Annotated in this window: 17 protein-coding genes; 6 read left to right on the plus strand and 11 right to left on the minus strand. The window is 43.6% G+C overall.

Annotated features, from left to right (window positions below):
- Window positions 1–100 precede the first annotated feature (100 nt).
- From GPLA_RS07375 to pdsO, 3 genes are read right to left on the minus strand one after another with little or no spacing between them, the layout of a single operon-like run.
- Window positions 101–778: a class GN sortase gene (locus tag GPLA_RS07375; RefSeq protein ID WP_007104240.1), complete on the minus strand. Its 678-nt coding sequence runs from the start codon at window positions 776–778 to the stop codon at window positions 101–103.
- Window positions 751–3,006 carry a marine proteobacterial sortase target protein gene (locus tag GPLA_RS07380; RefSeq protein WP_007104241.1) on the minus strand — a complete coding sequence of 752 codons (2,256 nt, stop codon included), beginning with the start codon at window positions 3,004–3,006 and terminating at the stop codon, window positions 751–753. The genes GPLA_RS07375 and GPLA_RS07380 overlap by 28 nt, the downstream gene beginning before the upstream one ends.
- Before the next feature lie 27 nt (window positions 3,007–3,033).
- Window positions 3,034–3,813, minus strand: a complete 780-nt coding sequence (gene pdsO / locus GPLA_RS07385; RefSeq protein WP_007104242.1) for a sortase-associated OmpA-like protein PdsO — start codon at window positions 3,811–3,813, stop codon at window positions 3,034–3,036.
- 187 nt (window positions 3,814–4,000) lie between these two features.
- Between pdsO and pdsR the strand changes: the two genes are divergently transcribed.
- Both pdsR and pdsS read left to right on the plus strand, forming a co-directional pair.
- Window positions 4,001–4,702 carry a proteobacterial dedicated sortase system response regulator gene (pdsR, locus tag GPLA_RS07390; protein ID WP_007104244.1) on the plus strand — a complete coding sequence of 234 codons (702 nt, stop codon included), beginning with the start codon at window positions 4,001–4,003 and terminating at the stop codon, window positions 4,700–4,702.
- A gap of 6 nt (window positions 4,703–4,708) precedes the next feature.
- Complete coding sequence (gene pdsS, locus GPLA_RS07395; RefSeq protein WP_007104245.1) at window positions 4,709–6,925, plus strand: proteobacterial dedicated sortase system histidine kinase; 2,217 nt, start codon at window positions 4,709–4,711, stop codon at window positions 6,923–6,925.
- A 10-nt stretch (window positions 6,926–6,935) separates the two neighbouring features.
- Here the strand turns inward: pdsS and yjjX are convergent, their stop codons facing one another.
- Window positions 6,936–7,487: an inosine/xanthosine triphosphatase gene (yjjX, locus tag GPLA_RS07400; RefSeq protein ID WP_007104246.1), complete on the minus strand. Its 552-nt coding sequence runs from the start codon at window positions 7,485–7,487 to the stop codon at window positions 6,936–6,938.
- A gap of 314 nt (window positions 7,488–7,801) precedes the next feature.
- Between yjjX and GPLA_RS07405 the strand changes: the two genes are divergently transcribed.
- Window positions 7,802–8,569 carry an MBL fold metallo-hydrolase gene (locus tag GPLA_RS07405; RefSeq protein ID WP_007104247.1) on the plus strand — a complete coding sequence of 256 codons (768 nt, stop codon included), beginning with the start codon at window positions 7,802–7,804 and terminating at the stop codon, window positions 8,567–8,569.
- A gap of 193 nt (window positions 8,570–8,762) precedes the next feature.
- Here the strand turns inward: GPLA_RS07405 and GPLA_RS23425 are convergent, their stop codons facing one another.
- A complete protein-coding gene (locus GPLA_RS23425) occupies window positions 8,763–8,885 on the minus strand; it encodes a hypothetical protein (RefSeq protein ID WP_007104248.1) in 123 nt (40 codons plus the stop codon).
- Window positions 8,886–9,027: 142 nt separating this feature from the next.
- Between GPLA_RS23425 and GPLA_RS07410 the strand changes: the two genes are divergently transcribed.
- Window positions 9,028–9,921, plus strand: a complete 894-nt coding sequence (locus GPLA_RS07410; RefSeq protein ID WP_007104249.1) for a LysR family transcriptional regulator — start codon at window positions 9,028–9,030, stop codon at window positions 9,919–9,921.
- A gap of 6 nt (window positions 9,922–9,927) precedes the next feature.
- Here the strand turns inward: GPLA_RS07410 and GPLA_RS07415 are convergent, their stop codons facing one another.
- From GPLA_RS07415 to GPLA_RS07430, 4 genes are all read right to left on the minus strand, one after another.
- Entirely contained in the window at window positions 9,928–12,429 is a 2,502-nt protein-coding gene (locus tag GPLA_RS07415; protein WP_007104250.1) for a response regulator, read from the minus strand.
- A 535-nt stretch (window positions 12,430–12,964) separates the two neighbouring features.
- On the minus strand, window positions 12,965–13,669 hold the full coding sequence (locus tag GPLA_RS07420) for a DUF445 family protein (RefSeq protein WP_007104252.1): 705 nt from the start codon (window positions 13,667–13,669) through the stop codon (window positions 12,965–12,967).
- 558 nt (window positions 13,670–14,227) lie between these two features.
- Window positions 14,228–14,968: a putative quinol monooxygenase gene (locus GPLA_RS07425; RefSeq protein WP_007104253.1), complete on the minus strand. Its 741-nt coding sequence runs from the start codon at window positions 14,966–14,968 to the stop codon at window positions 14,228–14,230.
- 725 nt (window positions 14,969–15,693) lie between these two features.
- Entirely contained in the window at window positions 15,694–16,542 is an 849-nt protein-coding gene (locus tag GPLA_RS07430; protein ID WP_007104255.1) for a papain-like cysteine protease family protein, read from the minus strand.
- 365 nt (window positions 16,543–16,907) lie between these two features.
- Between GPLA_RS07430 and GPLA_RS23690 the strand changes: the two genes are divergently transcribed.
- A complete protein-coding gene (locus tag GPLA_RS23690; RefSeq protein WP_040514129.1) occupies window positions 16,908–17,174 on the plus strand; it encodes a hypothetical protein in 267 nt (88 codons plus the stop codon).
- 82 nt (window positions 17,175–17,256) lie between these two features.
- Here GPLA_RS23690 and GPLA_RS07440 read toward each other — a convergent pair whose 3' ends face one another.
- Both GPLA_RS07440 and GPLA_RS07445 read right to left on the minus strand, forming a co-directional pair.
- Window positions 17,257–18,048: a hypothetical protein gene (locus GPLA_RS07440; protein WP_007104256.1), complete on the minus strand. Its 792-nt coding sequence runs from the start codon at window positions 18,046–18,048 to the stop codon at window positions 17,257–17,259.
- Window positions 18,045–18,401, minus strand: coding sequence for a hypothetical protein (locus GPLA_RS07445; protein WP_007104257.1), 357 nt, complete (start codon window positions 18,399–18,401; stop codon window positions 18,045–18,047). The genes GPLA_RS07440 and GPLA_RS07445 overlap by 4 nt, the downstream gene beginning before the upstream one ends.
- On the opposite strand from GPLA_RS07445, the gene GPLA_RS07450 reads away from it, so the two are divergent.
- Window positions 18,400–19,773 carry a hypothetical protein gene (locus GPLA_RS07450; protein WP_007104258.1) on the plus strand — a complete coding sequence of 458 codons (1,374 nt, stop codon included), beginning with the start codon at window positions 18,400–18,402 and terminating at the stop codon, window positions 19,771–19,773. The genes GPLA_RS07445 and GPLA_RS07450 overlap by 2 nt on opposite strands.
- The last annotated feature ends 481 nt before the right edge of the window (window positions 19,774–20,254 follow it).

The raw sequence follows: 20,254 nt of genomic DNA on the forward strand, positions 1-20,254 counted from the left end.
GGATTAGCGATAAATAGGTCTCGCACACATCACATAGGCGAGACCTATTCTGAGCAATCATATTTTCGGTGCTTCCTTTGTCACTCGTAACATAAGCAGATCATCCCTCAAACACACGCTGTGCACTAACTACAAAACGTAATGTCGGATTGGGTGTGAGTGAATTAAACGGATAACAGGTGAGCAAGGTCAATTGGTCCTGATTGTTAGATTCGATGATATGCATCTGGCTTTGATGTACCACAAATATGGCGGTGATGCGATACTGCCCTTGCCCTGCAAGGGTTTGTACGTCTATCACATCCCCTTTGTTAAGCTGGGCTAGCGACGCAAAATGGCTGTCTCTGTGACCCGTGAACACGCTATTGCCACCTTGAAAAGGTAACGGCGTAGCACTCATATGGCCGGGTCCGAAGGCCATCGTGCGGCCTGATGCACCAGCTAATACATACAAAGATTGCTCAGCGAATTGGATTTTGGCCACAGGATAGGTGTCAGCCCAGGGCCAAGGTTTAACCTTTTGTGCTTGTTGATACATTTCGGGGGTAGCGCCAGATGAGCGTTCTAGTGATACCTCAGCGAGTAAGACGGTTTGCCATGCACGGGCAATGAGTACCTGAGCCAGCTGGGCTTTGGCCCACAGGTAGGCACCGTGAGAAAATAGCAACCCACCACACAGTAAACAGACAAGCCAAATGGCTTTTTGATACTGGCTTGTAATGGGCGTGCTCAGGGACGGCTCGTCGCTTTTTAAATGGATTGTTTCGCACGAGCGCAAAGTGCTAGCCCCATCAGTAATAGTCCTAGCGCTATGTGCAGCGGCATATCACTAGCTGTTTGCGGTAAATTACCCGCTAACATAGCTGAGCCTGCTGGTGCGTTATGGCGAATGGGTTTGTCTTTGCTGGTTTCATGTTGAGATTTAGAGACCTGTTCATCCACTGCAATGAGGCTAGTGAACTGGCTAACAATATGGTGCTCAAGCGCTATTGCCGTGATGTTGGTTTGCCATTGCTGACGCATCTCGCTATTTTGCTCACGGCGTAATGTATTACTCAACTGGGTGATCTTCTCTCTAGCCCATGCCACGCCTAATCCTGCGTGCGGAGCCGTTGGGGTAAGTGGCATGCGTATTGACCAAGGCAGCGAAGATTGTCGCCCTGTTACTTTGACTGCATTATCGGGTTGTTGGTTAGCCATAGCTGATTCTGTCAGCAGCACAGGCACACGATAGTGGATCACCACTGGCTGGGCAGCGTACAAGTCTGGAATGATATTGGGGTAAAATTCTGTGTTTCTGGCGAAGTCGATATGAATATCTTGCATGACTGGCATGGCTAATTTGTTAAATAGTTCCCCCATTTTTTGCTGAACCTGACTGGTGTCGCCAATATACGTAAATGTGCCGCGACCGGCTTGTGCTGCCTGAGTCATAAAATAACTGTTGGGCGCAGAGCCGATGCCAACGGTAAACAAACGGCTGTTATTCAATTCCGTCTCGATAAGGCCCATTAACGCATCTTCGTTGCTAACGCTGCCGTCGGTGATAAACACCACTTGGCGCAGCGTTTGATTAATGGGCGTTATGCTTTCGTCATCCGTGGCTTTGTTGTTATGTAAAGCGACTGTCAAGGCGGGAGCCATCTCTGTACCGCCATCAGCCATTAATCCTGCTAGCCAGTTTTTAGCGCGCTGAATATTGGCTGCACTGGCCGGCATGGCCTTGTGCCAAAGGGAGGTGGGTTGGTCATTGAACTCAATAATGTTCAGCTTATCATCAACATGAAGTTGGGTTAATGCAAAGCCAACGGCTTGTTTGGCTTGCACGATAGATCCCCCAGCCATTGAACCAGATGTGTCGAGTAGAAATATCACCTCTCTTGGCACGTGTCGCTCATTTACGCTGTTTTGTATTGGCGGGGTTAGCATAACTAGCCCATAACGATATTCACCTTGAGTTTCAGTGAAATGTGCGGCACTGGGTAAATCACTCGTTGCGGGTCGCCAAGTTAAACTGAAATCTCGATTAGCGGGCTGCTTATTATTAAGGGCGATATGAAAGCGTTTATTAGCTTCACCATTTTGCGCTGGATGTTTAGGGGTGACGATGATCTTATGATGCTCACTGACTATATCTTCAGCATTGAGGGCGAAGCCACTATCTAACTCAACGCTAATGCTGACGGGATTAGCTGGTTGGTCTACAGGGTTAGTTTGTGCACTCAATATGGCTGTGCTTGAAGCCCAGCCGTCGTGATTTACTTCAGCGACGATGGTGTTAGTGGGTGAATAACGAGGGGTTATTGTCATAGGGAAGCGCAGCGCAAATGTCTGCTCATCGAAGGCAATGACTTGTTGATATTCCATGGTGATGCTTAGGGACTCTTGGGGACCAATATTTGCTATCGCGTTGGTGAATAAATTCGGCCGATGTTGTGTTATTAAACTGGCCTTTCTGCCGTGCATTTTTGCATTGTCAAATTGAGCTTTCGCTTGTGCTTTAGGCATAATTTTACCGCTGATGACACGCTCACCTATCACCATGCTTAAATGATCCACTGCAGCGTTTTCAGGCAATGGAAATGCATAAATGCCGTTGACCCAATCTTGACTTGGGTTATGGAAACGTTGGGTGACTTGGGTACGAGCGATCATGCCCGTGACATGAATTTTCACCTCTGTGCCCAGCGTTGGACTTAATTGATAGCGCCGTGAGTGTTGCGCTGGGGCATTTACTCGTTCATCGATATGAGTATTTTTTTGTGCTTGCTCAGCGGTATAAAACAAACTGCCTTGGGCAACATCATTAATGTCATCCACATATACGATTTGAGGTATGTGTCTATCGTCACTGAGGTGGTTATTTTTGAGCGAACTTTGCTGTTGTTGATGCATTTGTTCTCCGGCAATGTCAGGTTGGGTAAAATATTGGGATGCGGCACTGTGCAATACACCCACTGTGCTAACCATTATCAATAAGCCGCTAAATTTAAGTAAAAGGGACATTCCTGTTCTCCGATTGATGTGAAGACACTAGTGAGTTACGGCAGTCATCATGGATGGTGACTGAGATAGCGATAGCACTGCACTTATGGATACCGTTACTTTGCGAGCAAAGAACAATCCTTCTCGATCATTTTCTATCCCTGAAACCCGAGTTTCACCAAAGGACTCTGTAAGCAGTTGAGCAGGATTAACATCTTGTTTGAGCAGGTAGTTTTTAACATTGATGGCCCGTTGTTGTGACAGTGCTTGGTTATAGTCTGTATCACCACGTTCATCGGCATAGCCAGCTAGGGTAGCGTGCAACTGCGGGGACTCGCGCAGTGCTTGGGCAAACAAGTCTAATTGGCGTTGATAGTGTGGCTCTATAAGATGGGATGCCGTGCGAAATTGAATGTTACTTTCAATCGGCGCCAAGCTATTGGTGTGTTGTGCGTTGTCGTTATTTTCAGCGCTGAGCGTTGCTATGCTAACGGTTTGCTTTAGGCCCTGTTGATGCGTTCTTTGCTTAGCTGACTGCAGGGCGAGTAATTGCTGATCCTTGTCTGCTAATTGTGACTCCGCCTGAGCCAGTGCTTTATCATTATTGACATCATTTGCTATGAATAAACCCAGTATAGCGCCTAATACGCCGCCAACAGGACCCGCGACGGCACTGCCAAACAAGGCCCCGGAGCCAAAACCTAACATATCGTTTTGCTTGTTCTCTTTTTTTACAGCTTGAGCGACATTGGTTTCAGCCGAAGCCAATGACGAGATGGTTTGATTCATAATGAGTGACAGGGTTAACGCAATTACGGCATATTTCATCGAATACTCCAAATGAGTGAATAGTGTTGGTGTTGAGGTGATTACACAGGACATTTGCGGCAAATTAATGGGTGAAAAATGGCAATCTGTGGGGCAATTGTGGCGAAAAAATGGAATTTGTTGCTGGGCGTCTAAACTGCTGGTGTTTTAGGATATAGTGGCGACACATATTTAAATGAGTGTGGTTATGTCTCAACGTATTGCGCTGGTGGAAGATGATCTCGCTATTCGCGAAAATTACGCGGCAGCGCTGAAAAAACAAGGGTACGACGTTATTTGTTATCCTAATCGGCATCAAGCAGAGTTAGGTTTCGCTCAGCGTTTGCCTGATCTGGCAATCATTGATATTGGTTTGCAGGATGAAATAGATGGCGGCTTTATGGTGTGCCAGCAGTTGCGTAGTTTATCAAAAACCTTGCCGATTATTTTTTTTACCGCCCGGGATAACGATTACGACACGATTTGTGGTCTGCGAATGGGGGCTGATGATTATCTAACCAAAGATATCAGCTTGCCCCATTTGCTGGCGCGCATAGCGGCGTTGTTTCGCCGGGTGGCGCTGTTGAATCAACCCCAGTTATCTGAAGATCTGATTCAAACAGGGGCACTGAGCATTGACAGCAAACGTATGACAGTTAGTTGGCAAGAGCAGGATATCGAACTAACGGTAACCGAGTTTTGGATGCTGCATGCCATCGCAAAGTACGCTGGGCACGTGAAAAGCCGCCAGCAGTTAATGGATGAGTCAAAAATGGTAGTGGATGACAGCACTATTACTTCGCATATCAAGCGCATCCGTAAGAAGTTTCAGCAAGTAGACAGTCAATTCGATCGCATCGAAACCGTTTATGGGATGGGCTATCGCTGGAAAAATGGCGTTGAAAAATAAATTACTATGCATAGCTCTGTATCGTATTCAGTGAATAAGCCCCCGGCTAAACGACCATTTCGTCTGCGTTTTGGGATCCGTTTAAAACTGCTGGCGTTATCGTTATTTTTGTTCGCGATCCCTTGGTTGGGTTATCAATATGTATGGGAGCTTGAAAGCTACCTGCGAATTGGGCAAGAGCAAACCATGGTGGGGACCGCGCGAGCCGTGGCGACCGCTCTGCACGAACGTCCTTCATTGTTTGATACACAAAGTGCTTATTTAACCGATGTGAAGCCAGGTACAGATTTATACGCTCACAAGATCCACGATCCCATCCGCCTCGATGGCAATTTGGATGACTGGCTAGACTATCAACACTTGAGTATCGACTACGGGCAAGATCATTTATTGGATTTCGCCGCACAATATAAGCCAGATAGTTTCCACTTTAGGCATATGGTGGGGCAGTTTGGGGCATATCTGTACGCTATGTTCGAAGTAACAGATGAGGCAGTGCTGTTGCGTAGTAAAGACAGTTTGCGGGTTGATCGTAACGACTACCTGCAAATCGCTATGACCGACCCTGAGGGCACTTTTAAACGCTACGTTGTTGCACCACAGGAAGCAGGGTGGGTTAATGCCTATTTATTGTCAGCGCCCCTAGACTCAATGCGCCCGGTCGCGCTGGAAACTCAAATTCAAGGGCGCTGGCTGAATACCGACCAGGGCTACAATATAGAGTTGCGTTTCCCCTTAAGTATGATGCACAGTAAAATTGCCTTTGCGATCACAGACGTTGACGACCCCATCAATCGTCAAATGCGCTATCGCATTGGTACTGCCAATCCTAATAAAAGCGACGCTTTAGGCACTGTATTAGTGCCATCACCGGAAATTGAAAAAATCATTAAGGGTCTTAAATATTCAAATGCTCGGGTGTGGGTTATTGATAAGCATAAACGGGTATTGGCCCGCTCGGGCAGTATTCATAAATCAGTAGGACTAAGCACGACGGCTTACACCGCTAGCAGGAAAAAGACGGCAAGCTGGTGGCAACACATGGAACAGCAATGGTTACTGCCGATTTACTACCAAATTTTAACTAAGCCCCCCGCTGAATTCATTGATGACCTGCAAGACGCGTATGCCTTGCAAGGGCAAGATATCAATGAAGCATTATCAGGGACACCGGCCTCGCTGTGGCGCCTAAGTCCAGACAATAAAGCCGTGATCTTGTCTGCTGCGCATCCTATATATATTGATGACAATGTTATGGGGGCGGTCGTCGTTGAGCAGACTACTAATGGCATACGTACCCTTAGAAATCGTGCATTGGAAAAATTGTTCCATGTGATTTTAGCTGTGATGGGACTAGGGACGTTGGCGCTATTTCTATTTGCTTCGCGCATGTCGTTTCGTATTCGTAAGTTGAGGAATCAAACGGAGGCCGCGATAGATAGTCACGGCAAAATAGTCGCAACTATTCCTAATGGAAATGAGCGGGACGAAATTGGCGACTTGGCCACGACCTTTAATATTGTGCTGGGGAAATTAGGTCAATATAACGCTTATTTACAGAACATGTCCGCGCGTTTGTCCCATGAGTTACGTACACCCGTGGCGATTGTGAAGTCCTCCTTAGAAAATTTGCAGTTAAGTACACAAAACCCAGAAGACGCCCAATATATTGCCCGTGCCCAGCAGGGCATAAAACGCCTAAGCACGATTTTGAACAATATGAGCGAGGCAACAAGGCTCGAGCAAGCGATTCAAACTGACGAGCGTGAAGTATTTGATTTAAGCGCCTTATTAGAGGGATATGTAGCAGGTTATCGTATGACATACCCAAGCCATAAATTCACCTTCAATAATCTTAGTGACGATACAAGGTTATCGGGCTCAGGCGACTTGTTTGGGCAAATGTTAGATAAAATCATCGCTAACGCACTCGAATTTAGCCCAGCGAAAACGGCCATAGCCGTTACCTTTGAGCAAGTGGGTAACCAACATTTGCTGTGTATTGATAATGATGGCCCGCCTTTACCACAGGACATGCAAGGCAAGCTCTTCGATTCGATGGTTTCGGTGCGAGGTGAGCAAGCTTCGACTCAACCTCACCTTGGCTTAGGGCTGTATATCGCCAAAATTATCGCACAGTTTCATGGCGCGGATATTCATATTGAGAATCGACAAGCGGAAACCGGCAAACATCTTGGGGTGCGGGTAACGCTTACCTTTTAAAATTATATCGCTAATTAATAGGGTATAAACCTGGGTGTAAAAAAGGCGCCATAGCTAACACCATGGCATGGGTGTAATTACCTTCTCGTGTTGCGTTGCCATTGGTTAGCAAACCAATGGCGCCGCCTTTTTGTTTGACGTTATGGGTGTTAAAGAGTTTATCCATTAACGGGCCTAATTCTTCACCTGCTGCTAATGCCTGATATACCGATTCTGGAATAGGCATAATGGCACCGCGTCCGATAGACTGGCGCTCTCGGTTAGCAATCACGATATAAGCAAATGTTGCCGGTCCGTAATCGAACTTATCCACACCTCCCTCCATGGCCACATAGAAATCAGCTTGCGCATTTTTCTGGCAGTATTCGACGCGATTGATGGCACCTATTCTTGTTTCTTCACTCGTCATGGGCTGTTCAGCAACGCCTGATGGAGCATGCATACCCTGACAAAAAATCGTGTGCTCAGGGTAGAGCATAGCGATGGCATTTCTCGCTGCGTTGACTTTGACAGGGTTTTTTGAACCCACAATGACGTTCAGTGAGGCAGGTGATGGGGGCAATGTAAGTTCCTTGGGATAAAAAATAGATGATATGTTTGTGAGCTGTGGGGCATGGTTGCCACTTTGGGCGCAAACAAACCTAGGTAATATTGTGCTAAAACGATTTCAGCTTAGCAACCTCTATTAATTTTAGGCGATTAGGTTGCCTGCAACACAGCCGTCAAGTGTGAACTGAAACACGCTGGCCAATCTGACCTATGCCGTCCTATATCAATTTTTTGGGGTTAACTATTTAAAACAAAAAGTACAGTATTGGCCCTATGCAACGTATGGTACATGGGTATTAAACTATGTTAACAAGAGCGGTTGTGTTTATGAAATTACATCACTTACCCGGCTATATTCAGTCTATCTACTTGGTTGAATATGCAAGCGGCCTGATGCTGCTTGATGGCTGCACTCGCGCTGATGTTGATGACGTGAAGAGATTTATAACCGACGAGTTAAAGCGGCCCTTCTCTGATTTAAAAACTGTGGTGGTAACACATATGCACCCAGATCACGCAGGGGCTGCCCATACATTACGCAAGTTGACCGGTTGTAAGCTTGTTTCTGCCGACGTAGCGCATTCTTGGTATAAAGGTCTCAGCGGTTGGTTAATGTACTTAACCGATTTAGCCTTAGCACGTTGGGTAGCAGGGCGTTTAGGGCGTAAACGTAAAAGCTTGTGGTACGCAAAAACACTTAAACCCGACATCAAGCTGACTGACAGGCAAACTATCCCTGGGTTTGATGAATGGTGTGTTTTTGAGACGCCGGGTCATACAGACAGAGACTTATCTATTATGCATATGCCAAGTCGGCGTATGTATGTGGCTGATTTAGTGGTCAAAGTTAAAAACCGTTTTATTCCACCATTTCCAGTATTTTTTCCCCGGCTTTATGGTGGTTCAATTGAGCGTTTAATTGAGATTCAACCCTATTCTTTGTTGCTAGCTCATGGCGGTGAAGTGCAACTCAATAACGAAGACTACACACATTTGCGTTCTTGCGTACCGAAAGGGCCGCAAACACCTTGGCGGGTCGTTAAAGCGAAGGCTAGACGTAAATTGGGTCTCAAGAAGTCAAAATTAAATTGTTGATGCTATATCTATAATGCTTGTAATAGTCAGTGAGTGTTCACTTGGTAGGTGTTGGTGAATACCTACATTACTTATGTCACATTAACAAAAAGTCCAAAATCCAAGTGAATTCTGGGCCTAAAGCTATGTCGAGCAGATGTATTTGGCGCCATTGTAATTGACTTATTAAGCTAGGGTAGTTTGTCCTTAGCTCTTAATTCTTTAGGGCTTGCACCATATTATTAAGAGCAGAGGTGACGCCTGGCCATTGACGTGTTTTTAGTCCGCAATCTAGGTTAAGCCCAAAACGCTGAGCCGGAATGCGTTCACTGGCCAATCCGCGGGGAGCCTAAGTTATGCAATTTAGTCATCTATCCGTCCAATTAAGTTGCAATAAATGGATACTCGTTATAATAACCTAGTAAAAATAGTGGTATATTTTTAGTATTCAATGAATTTTACTCATAGGTTTGAGTCCCATGCTTGAAAGACATCACTTAGCTATAATCCACGCGGTGGATAAACACGGTACCCTAACCGAAGCAGCCAATGCTTTATTTCTAACTCAATCGGCATTAAGTCACGGAATTAAAAAATTAGAAGGCTACTTGGGTGCACCAGTATGGCAAAAGGATGGTCGTCGATTACGTTTAACCCAAGCAGGACAGGGATTACTCAATTTAGCTAATCGAGTACTGCCACAGTTTGAACACACTGAGCAACTGATCGAACAGATTGCTCAAGGACAAAGAGGAACCTTGCGCATCGGCATGGAATGTCATCCTTGTTATCAATGGTTGCTAAAAGTGGTATCGCCATTTTTGATGGAATATCCAGATGTGGATGTAGATGTGCGCCAGGCGTTTCAATTTGGTGGTTTAGGAGCATTGCTTGGTTATGATATTGATATGCTGATCACCCCAGACCCCTTATTTCAGAAAGGGTTAGAATACCTGCCGGTATTTGAGTACGAGCATGTATTGGTAGTACCTGAGTCTCATCCAACTGCTAAGCAGGGGTACGTAAGCCCGCAAGACTTAAGCAATGAAGTACTTATTACCTATCCCGTTGAAGCCAGTCGTTTAGATATTTTTAGCCAATTTTTGACCCCAGCAGGAGCAGGAGTGAAAAAGCATCGAACCATTGAAACCACGGAAATTATGCTGCAAATGGTCAGTGCTGGGCGAGGCGTATCTGCTTTGCCAAAATGGCTGGTTGAGCAACATCAAAACACGCTGCCTATTATGCCGGTGCGCTTAGGTGAAAAGGGTATTTTTAAGGATATTCATGTGGGCTTTCGGGCTGGGGAAACACGCCCAGACTACCTGAGTGCGTTTATCGATATGGCTAAGCAAACCCACCACTTAGTGTAAGTGCGCCTAGCGATTACGATTTTTTGTTAAACGTAATATGCTCTCGACTATCTGGTCTCTATTGTAAGGCTTGCCTAAATGTTCATTCATGCCTTGTTGTAAATAATTTTGCTTATCGTGTTCAAAAATATTGGCTGTTAAGGCAATGACGGGTAAATCAGGCATGGCGAGTTCTTGGCGGATAATTTTAAGAGCCGCTAAACCGTCCATCACTGGCATGTTGATATCCATAAGAATGATATCTACATGCTGGGCACGTTTAAGCTCATCGATACAATGCTGTCCGTCATTGGCTGGTATAACCTTTGCACCCTCTTGTAGTAAAAGCTCACAAATAATTTCCTGATTGATCATGTTGTCTTCTGCGACTAATACAACCAGTCCCGTTAATGTCTCTTTAGGCTCTTCAACTACAGGAACAATTTGTTCGTCATTGATAATATGGAAGAGCTCCTCGTTACGACAAGGTTTATTCAGAATACGCTCAATAGGAAAATGTTGGCACATTCGTGCAATGCTTTTACCATCGTAGGCGGTTAAAATTAAGATGCGACTGGTTATCTTATTATCTGATTGCTGCAAGCGAGTTAAAAACGCTAGTCCTCCCATTTGCGGCATAACCCAATCTAGCAAAATAATGTCTGGTTGTTCCCCTTCGAATAAAGCATCTAACGCATCGCTGGCAAAGGAGTACACACTGACTTGAGCGCCCATTATACTCAGCGCATGTTCAAGCATGGTCAATGAAATAGGGTTGTCGTCTATGACCATAATTCGCTGGGGTTTGGACAACATTTTTGGTTGTTCCGCAACGGTCACAATTAAGTTATTAAGCTTTAAATTTACCTGAGCAGTAAAGCAACTGCCAATACCTAATTGACTGCAGACGGCAATTTCTCCCCCCATTAATTTACATAGTGCTTGGCTAATGGACAGGCCTAACCCACCGTTGATGTTTTTTTGCTGATCCAGAGGCTCGCTACGGCTGAATAGCTTAGATATGTCTTCCTGTCCGATGCCGGCGCCCGTGTCACTGACCATAAAGCTTAGTTTATATTCGCTGTTGATTGATGAGGTAGGTTGATCTTGATCGGCACTGATAACGAGATGAATATGCCCACTGCTGGTATGTGCAATGGCATTGGTGCATAAGTTGAGCATGATTTCGCTCAATCGTCGGCTATCACCAATCAAATCGCAGTGCACTGTGTGGGGAACTGTGATGTTAAATGCCAGTCCCTTATCCTGTGCTTCTTTAGACAGCATAGCATACAAACCATCAACGACTTCGTGTAATGAAAAAGGATGTTCGTTTAACTGTAGTTCGCCTGACTCGAGCTGGGAATAATCTGATAAATCTCCAAGGACCGCGTTTAAATGCTGAGCCGAGGCACTAATTTTGCGCAGGTAGTCTTGCTGTTTAAGCGACAGCTGTGTCTGCAAACACAAGTCAGTCATACCAATGATCCCGTTGACCGGCGTGCGTATTTGATGACTTAAGGTGGTCATAAATTGGCTTTTACCACTTAGTGCCAATTCAGTCGTTGCTTGACTCGTGTGTAATGTGTTCTGGGCATTGCTAAGTGCTAACGAATTGCGCTCTATTTCGCTCGCTTGGCGCAAAGACTCTTGCTGAAGATCTCTATAATGCTGCAATCCTGAACGTAATAGGAAGCTAACTACCAAGCAGCCGAATATGGCCAAGGTTAAATAAACATAGTGAACCCATCCAATAGACAACAAATTGCTACTGGGCGGATACACCCAGAGTTGCCACTGCTGACCGTCAATATTGAGGGGTACGTTTAAACTGGGAATTTCCGAGCGCTGTGTATTGAAGCCGGGGGCATCAGGCAGCATTTTGTCGTCAGGAAAGGCGTAGTGACCTTGCTGATAATCTGACAACACGTAGGCATAGTGCTCTCTGTTTAATTCGCTTGGTAGTGCTTGGGTGAGTGACGCAATGCGATGTGTTGTGATTAAAAAGTCTGTGCCTGTAATTGGTTGCACAATAACGAACACAGGTTTTGGCCCTTCAGTCGTTTGTAGGATTAAGATTGGAGAAACGACCATCTTATTTTCTTTGCGCGCCAAGGTCAGGTAAGGGTCAATGTATTCGTCAACGGGCGTATCGAATGCTGACAAACCATTTTCTGTTGAAAAGTGAAGACCTGCAGTCGCATTTCCAGCGTTTTTTAACCAGTTTATCTCCGCTACATCTTGCGGTTTTGGGTATACCAACTGAATAAACTGGTTAAATTGAGTCGCTGCTAGGGGGTTATTATCTTTAATTGCTTGGGTAAGTTTGCTGCTACGTTCTACCGTTTGCTGTAATGCCACATCGTAACGTGCCACAAATTGCTGGAGATGTTGCTGGGCGTGGTTGAGCTCTTGGCTTCGGTAAGCAGATGCCCCCTGATTAAATAACAAGAGTGCAATGGCGCTCCCAACGACAAAGGTAAATAAAAAAACGGTATTGGCGATTCGCCCACTAACAAGATACTTCATTCCATGTCATCCACTTCAGCGCTATAGGAGTCAGGTACGGGCAATTCATTTGCCGAAAACAACCGACATCTGGACCGTACTCCTCGGATGACCAAATATCAATCACCACTAACTAAATTAGTTTAACTACTAGAAAAATGCGCGTAAAGAAGGGGAAAATATGTAAAAAAGGCAGATATTTCAGATGAAATATCTGCCATGGGTGTGACACCAAGCCAGGACCAGTGAAACTCAGTATCAAACAGGCAGCATCAATTTAATCTAAATGAGAATTATTTGCAAGCGCATTTGGGTGTAATTTGATAATGGGTAAATATAATCAGCCAAATAGCGCCAATATAAACGGGTATTTAATGTGCCAATGTTATTTGTTGGGTCCGAGCAAGTGTAATAACCACAGGCATAGTAGTACACGGGTGGTCCCTGCAAGGTATTACAAAAAAATAAGCGTGGGCAAGTAGATAAATGAATAAATAAACCGTAAAGCGTTTTATTGCGTAACGCTTTACGACAACAATTCAAAACGATATGAGGGTTAAGCGACCAATAAAACAGCCGCTAAGCCGATCAAACCACCAAACACACCGCCCCACACAACCAACCAACCTAGATGCTTTTTGATCATGGTTTGAATGATATCTTTGACCATTTCAGGGGTTAATTCATTTAAACGTTGCTCAACAATTGACTCAATTTTTTGTTGCACGTCATGCATCACACTTGGCTGCTCTAGCTGGTCGCTAAGCAAGTTTAAAAAGCGCTCGTCTTGGCTGATAGCAATTAACGATTCTTTCATCTTCTGGACAAAAGGCTGTTTCAAGGGCGTAAGTGCATCAGCGCCACCAAACATGCCCAACATACTGCCAAATGACGATGCATTGATAACTTCTACTAAGGAATCGAAGGTTGGCTCGAGGTCTACTTTTTCGAGTACTGGGGCTAAGTCCACTTTAATTTGTTGGTTATCGCTGTTGAGAAAGCGTGCAATATTTTGCTCAGTAAAGAACTGGGTCATCATGAGTTCACGTATGCCAGCCTTGAACTCCTCGAAGCGTAGAGGAATAACGCCTGAACCGTACAGCAAAGGCACTTTTTCAAATAACATGTAGACGGCGAGCCAGTTGGTGACCGCGCCGGATAAGGCGAATACACCTACGGTAGTCACAATCGGGCTTTCTAAAACCATACCCAAAATCAGTAATATCAAGGCAATGGCATTGGTAAGTATACTTTTGTTCAAGTTTGCTCCTTATCATAGCGATGTACACGGTCGCTATATAAATAATGTAGGGGGTGATCGACGCTATGCTAGCAAGGTGTGATACCTAGTGACAACAGGATTTAACGCACTTTGGCGCAGCCCTGATTGTCTGTATGTGTTACATCTTGAGCTATTCCTAGCGTATTACTTCGCTAAACGGGCTGGTGGGCGGCAGAGTACCATATACTAGACCTTGCTGTTCCCACAATAGAGTCTTGCAGACGACGCTGGCCAATACGGGATCATCCGCGTTGGGCGGAGCTTACAGAGTAAAATAAAGCAGTACGACCAGGCTGGTGTTTGGTATGAATTTTTGAGTGTAGATAATTAATTGCTCAATAATGGGGGATTCATTTGGTTAACTAGCCTAGCATTTGAGTGTTCTTACTGACTATTTGCAAAGGGGATGCAATAAGGCAGTGCCCATCACCGGCGGGTAAAAAGGAGGTGATGAGCAATGATAAAAGCCTATGTCTGCACAGTATTTTTACGCAAGCCTAAACGTGTCAGGTCTAATAAACGTAATCAGCTTATGCGTTATTTTGCAAAACCGCCTAATGGTTTTAATAAAAGTGGCGCAAGGGCTGCGTGTCTATCTCTAAGCTCCTGCGGTAAATCGCCTAGGTGTACCATTCGAGTTGGAGTGGCAGCGGCCATCCAGCGTTGTGCATGGGCATCCCAGTTTTCGATGTGAATATGTGACGACGCAAGATCCTTAAAACGTTCATAAACCAAGATATCGCCTTCATCAGAGATATAGTATTGATAATTCAGCGTTCCTTCTTCTGTTAACGCTCTTTTTACTTGATCCTGCATAACGCCTTTAAAGTTTTCCAGTTGACCTGCATTGAGTTTGGCTTCAACTATCCAACCGAAATTCTCAAACTGGGTGTCGCCGTCTTTTGTCACTCGACTATCCGCTGCTTGTTCTCGAGCAAATCCGCCTAACGGTTTTAGCCAAAGGGGAGACAATGCCGCGTGTCTTTCACGCACATCATCAGGTAAGTCGCCTAGGTGTACCATACGTGTAGGAGTTGCTGCATCGATCCAACGTGCGGCATGGTCATCCCAATTCTCAATGTGCTCATGTGATGCATCGGCATTGCTGAATCTTTCGCACACTAAAACATCGCCTTCATCAGACATGTAGTATTGATAATTGAGTGTTCCTTTCTCCGTTAACGCTCGATTAACTTGTGAATTCATGACTTTTTTGAAATTCTCCAGTTGTCCTGGATTCAGTTTCGCTTCGACTATCCAACCATAATTTTTAAACATGTGTTTCTCCTAAATCGATTTTTACCCATAGGTATTTGAGTGGGAAATATAAATGATAGGAGCCAATGTTTTATTGTTGCCCCATCCGTTATCAGTTGCCGAATCGTTAACTGATTCGATGATGGAATAGAGCATAACAATACCCACATTGATTGATAATCTAGGGTGTTAGCGAATCAGTATATATAATTTATTGATAATTAAATGGAGTGATATTCCCCCTAACTTTGTAGACATTTTTTACTTATAAATCGAAGTAAAGTTAAACGTACTTTTGCGGCACAAATGCATGACTGATTTTTAATGCTGCTTAAAAAACAAAACCCGCGGTAATAGCGGGTTTCAAAAACTCATGTCAGTTTCAAACTTTAATGTCCAGTTTCAAACTTTAATATACTCGCACAAGGCTGTGCGAGCTAATTAAAGTTTGAAACTGAAATCGCGCACACACCGCGGTTTTTCGTAGGTCAATTTTCTCTAGTTTTCATAAAGTTTGAAACTATCAAAACCTAAAATACAATTCGAACTAAAATATGCGGTATTAATGTTTGAAACTCATTAATGCTGAGCGACAATGACACCATTGGTTTACATGTAATAAGGTATTAGTAAGGGATCGTCTCGAACTAATCGTCATGCGTTCCCATCGTGATAACTTAAGCCATGGGGCACTTTATAATAGAGTCGCTCTTACCAGAAGTCGACACTAGGATTTCCAGGTAGATTTATCGGTCATCGCAGAACCGAGAATAGATGTCCTTATACTCGGTTAGAGTAGGCTGAAGACACTTGTGGATTCTAAATATGAGTATTTCATTCCTTAACACAATACATTTTCTATCAAATATCACCATTACTAACGCTATCAACAGCAACCAAGAAAAGCTACCAGCACTAGAAGACTCTCCTGACGACTCACCTATAGGAGGTGTAACCTTTGACTCGCTAGTAACACTTGTCGAGGCTAAAAATCTCATCCCTCCCCCAAGCGATGCAGGAGTAAGGTCATAGGTAGATATTCGTCTGAGCCCTCCACTTTGAGGCCAAGGATCAAATACAGTCGCATCAAAAAACTCACCTGTGGATACATAATATGAAATCGACGTTAAGACCATTGCATGACCACCAGTGCCTATAATGAGAGGACGATCATTCCTTAGTTCGAATATCACCTGCTGCCAACTCAAAGAGTCAACACCATAATCAGCATCATAAGCACCGGTTAATTTCGATGTAAATGTTCTACCATTATCATCCACCCACTTTCTATTAATCTGCTGAGATATTGTTACTCCATTCGCGGGCAAATTAGCAATTGTTCCAAATACATCCGAAACTATCTTGGTCTGATTGACTTCATAACCATAGTACCCAAAAACGGCAGATATAGACGCAGCCCAGCACCATTGCGATTGATATTGATAATCAGTTTGTGCATAAATAAACCTGCTCCAATCTATCTGAGCAGCACAAATAGCATTACCGTATGGATCATAACCGCATGTTTCATCTGCTGAAGCACTGAAATAGGTAAATGAAAAAAATAGCAAAAACACCAAAATTAAACGTCTCATATCTTATCTCCATATTAGATCTAAACAGTTGAGACTGAAGTGCTCTGTGTTTTTGGTCGTTTGCCAAAGCGGAAATTCAATTACGTTCAACTTATTCAACGTATAGTTTATAAAGTGGTTAAATTCCAGTCGTCTCCTGAATATTCACCCGTGTCTGCTTTCAGCTGCGGACTTTTCAGGTGATACTGTTGTGATTTTCTAAAATCGCTTTCCTAGGCAAAACATACGCCTGTTGTTAATAGGCCTCTTGCTGATATTGAGGCACCTATAGATCGCCCAGAGAGGCTGTAATGAATTTAGGTCAGCAATACATAATTAGCCTCCTTGCTTGTCCTTTTTCAATTCAAATCAATACAGGTACTTAAATGGATAAAGATATCATTATAAGCATAAGGGTTTCATACTCTAAATCTGACAAGCTTATCGTTGGGTTAGATGCATTTTCAAACCTTCACGTAGCAATGTATACGGGTCAAGGGTCATACGATAGTCGGCCTATTGAAAGGTTTGTTGATGAGATTAGAGATACTGTTCGACAATTATATAAAGCGGGCCAACTGATTTCAGATGGTACGACGTTATCGTCTCATGGCACAGTTGTTCTTAAACGTCTGAAGCACATAGAAGATTAGTTATTGAGCTAGCTTATTAGGGAGCATTTGCTGTGGTAAACGTATTAAATTAAACAATAGATATGTTCAAATACAGCATAACTTAGTCGATTAAACTTTCTATATAGGCGTTGTACTCACTGACTGGAATACATTTTATTGAAGGTAATTCCGTGAGGGCGTCCCAATTGCACCCAAAACCGACTGATGCTTCCGTCAGATATTCCCAAAGCATATCTGAGCATAGATGAAATGCATCTTTGTCATTAGTCTGCCCTACGATTATATCCTCACCCTGCTGCATCCAAGCCAAGCGAAGTTCTTCTAGGGTACACACTTGCTTGTTTAACGTTGCCAAACACTGCCTAAAACGTGTTTCCGCGTAGTGCTTTGCTATTTCAAAGGATGGAAAACCATAAACTAACGTCAAGGATTCTGGCTCGTCGCGCGTGAAATTGTCTATGACAACAATGTAGCTGCTTGCGATCCCCATTTGGGATAGTGTTTTTTCAGCTGCAATAGAGACACTCGCTGCCATATATGGCAAACACGCAAAACTGGACTCATACATTTGCGATGCAACTACTCTCAGGCAACCGGTGTATCCCGGACTTTCAGGGAATGAAAACAGTATCCTGAGATCTCTAAAGCCTAATGGAGAAGGCTTTGCAAAGCGGTTAATTACTTTTATTATGTCGCCATCAAATTTGTCTGCTACCTCATCTAGATTTTCCAGTAGATTTCTAATCTCTTGAGGCGAATGAGCCGCGTAGCATATTCTTAAAAGTCCATCGAGATCTTGAATACGAGCGTTAAAATGTACGTTGGCTCTCTCTGTAGCACGGAGTTCATCTAGTTCTAAAGTGGTGCTCAGGTTCTCGCTGCCCTCTATCATGTTAATTCTTCACAACAAAATTTATGTATGCCTATTTTGTATATTTGAACAAGGATAACAGTGCCAGCCCAGCCTCCATAGTAACTGATAAAAGAATCGAGCAGGGCCGATACAAACAGATCTACATCTTCTTTCTCATTATCGGATAAGCGGGTCGTAAGGGCATTGTTACAATAAATTTGTTTGATGTTAGCAAGCTGCCGCTCAAAGTAAGATTTACCAATTATTCGCTCCTCAAACTCAGCCTCTTCCTCCTCAGGCAAGGCACCTAAATAGTCAGACTTGACAGCCATCCCCAACTGTTCAAATAATGCACTATCATTTAGCGCAAGCATCTCTGACGGAGTTAACATGATTACGTCCTCCAAAGTAGATCTTTCAATATTATTCGATGCTATGTTCGCTCACCTAGGTGGAAAAATCGAGCAAAATTCGAACAAAATATACAATGCGGGTTTCATTTCTCGAGTAAATCAAACTCCTAAAGATTTCTTTTTCATCCTCAAGAACATACATGACAACATGGATGAAGTGACTCAGAAGAAATGGAAAATTCCAAATATAGAATTTGGATTGTTAGACCACTTTTCACCGAATTGCTATGCCAAGTTGCGTGGTAAAAATTACGGTATTGGTATGAGCGCGATGATCCCTTACTGTGCGCTTGAACTGGTCAGTTTTTTCTTCGCTGATCCAGACTTTTACCCGGAATTTGGCGATACCAAAAAGCCTGCATTGGTGAGACTTGATGGGGTTAACGAACTTCCCTTTTTTCAAATAGCGACCAACAGTTATAGGCCATTACTATCAGAAAGCCTTTCTGATAGAGATAGCTTAGTTCTTCTGAAAGGAATTTATACCGCAAGAGGACAGTGTTGTGCATGGAATCCAGAAACTGGAAAACGATTTTCCGGGTTAGAATACATAGAGTTTAATAAATCAATAATTGACTTAACCCTTCCCAGATGTCCGAAACGAAGACAGTATTGTTACTACTTTGCTCATTTATTAACTACATTCTTTTGGTTGCATGAGATAGCACATTGCTCTGAAAATCACCTAAGCTACCTAGTTCAAAATAGTGCGGGTAATACACTGATGGAAATTCAAGAAGGGATTGCACAAGGCAATAAAATCGTTTTAGGTGAGAACGTTTCTGACGAACTTATCAACGCTATGGAGAATGAAGCTGACCAAGAGGCTTTGCTTGTTATGATCGGTTTAATGACAACTGAAAGTGATTTACTCAATCATGAAGGTTTAGACATTGCACCATTAAAAGCGGTTGAAGTTTTCTGTTTTTTTATCTGTGCGTTGTTTAGTTCTTACGAAAGATATGAGCGTCGTCGTTTTACAGTGCCTCGTGAAAGCCATCCAAGAGGAACTGTAAGGATTGTAAATATGATCATTACCTTGATGACGCTAATAGAAGGAAACGGCGAGTTAGAAGGGGCTGTAATTAGGTCCTTTGATTACGCAAAAGATATTTCTGCTTACTCTCGTTATAGGCATTTGGATTGTATTCGCAAAGGTATGGGGCATCTTAAGGCCATGAATTTTGATAATCAAAACCACTACTACGAAGTATTGAGTAATATGAAAGACCCTTCTACTGGAGTTACTCGCCTTTTATGCTATCCATTTTTTACGCAAAATTTACCCGCCTTAACTAATTCAAAGAACTTCAGAATGCCAAGCTTTTTAGATAAGAAAAAAAATAGTTAACGCAGGAAATCACTTAGTCTCACCGACTTCGTTCGTTAATCTTCCTCTAACTCTGTAGACACTTTTTACTTAGAAACCTAAGAAAGTCTGCCAAGCTTTAATGACTATAATCTGCTATTTTGAATCGTTCGGCAACTCCCACTCGTAGGTCCTATTTTTGAGCGAAATTCTTAGTCAGAGTAAACGCTCAACCGTCTGCTTTTAGGCCAAATTTTTCCTCAGGTAGATTGTTTTCTTCATCAAACATGACTAAGGATTTCCTGTGGTCTTTTAGGGCGAAAAGAGCAACTTTAAAACAGCTCTCGCACTAATCAAGATGATATGTGCTTCCGTCTTCTTTTGAGCCAAAGTCCCTCGGTAATAGACCGACAGTTTCCCTTGGTAATCACACTACTATTGCTAGTAGAGCTGCTTTGCTTGAAATCATGATAGATCCACACAGCAACAATCGCTCACCCACGAGAATTGGCCTAATGATTTA

The organism is Paraglaciecola polaris LMG 21857, from assembly GCF_000315055.1.
Lineage (GTDB): Bacteria > Pseudomonadota > Gammaproteobacteria > Enterobacterales > Alteromonadaceae > Paraglaciecola > Paraglaciecola polaris.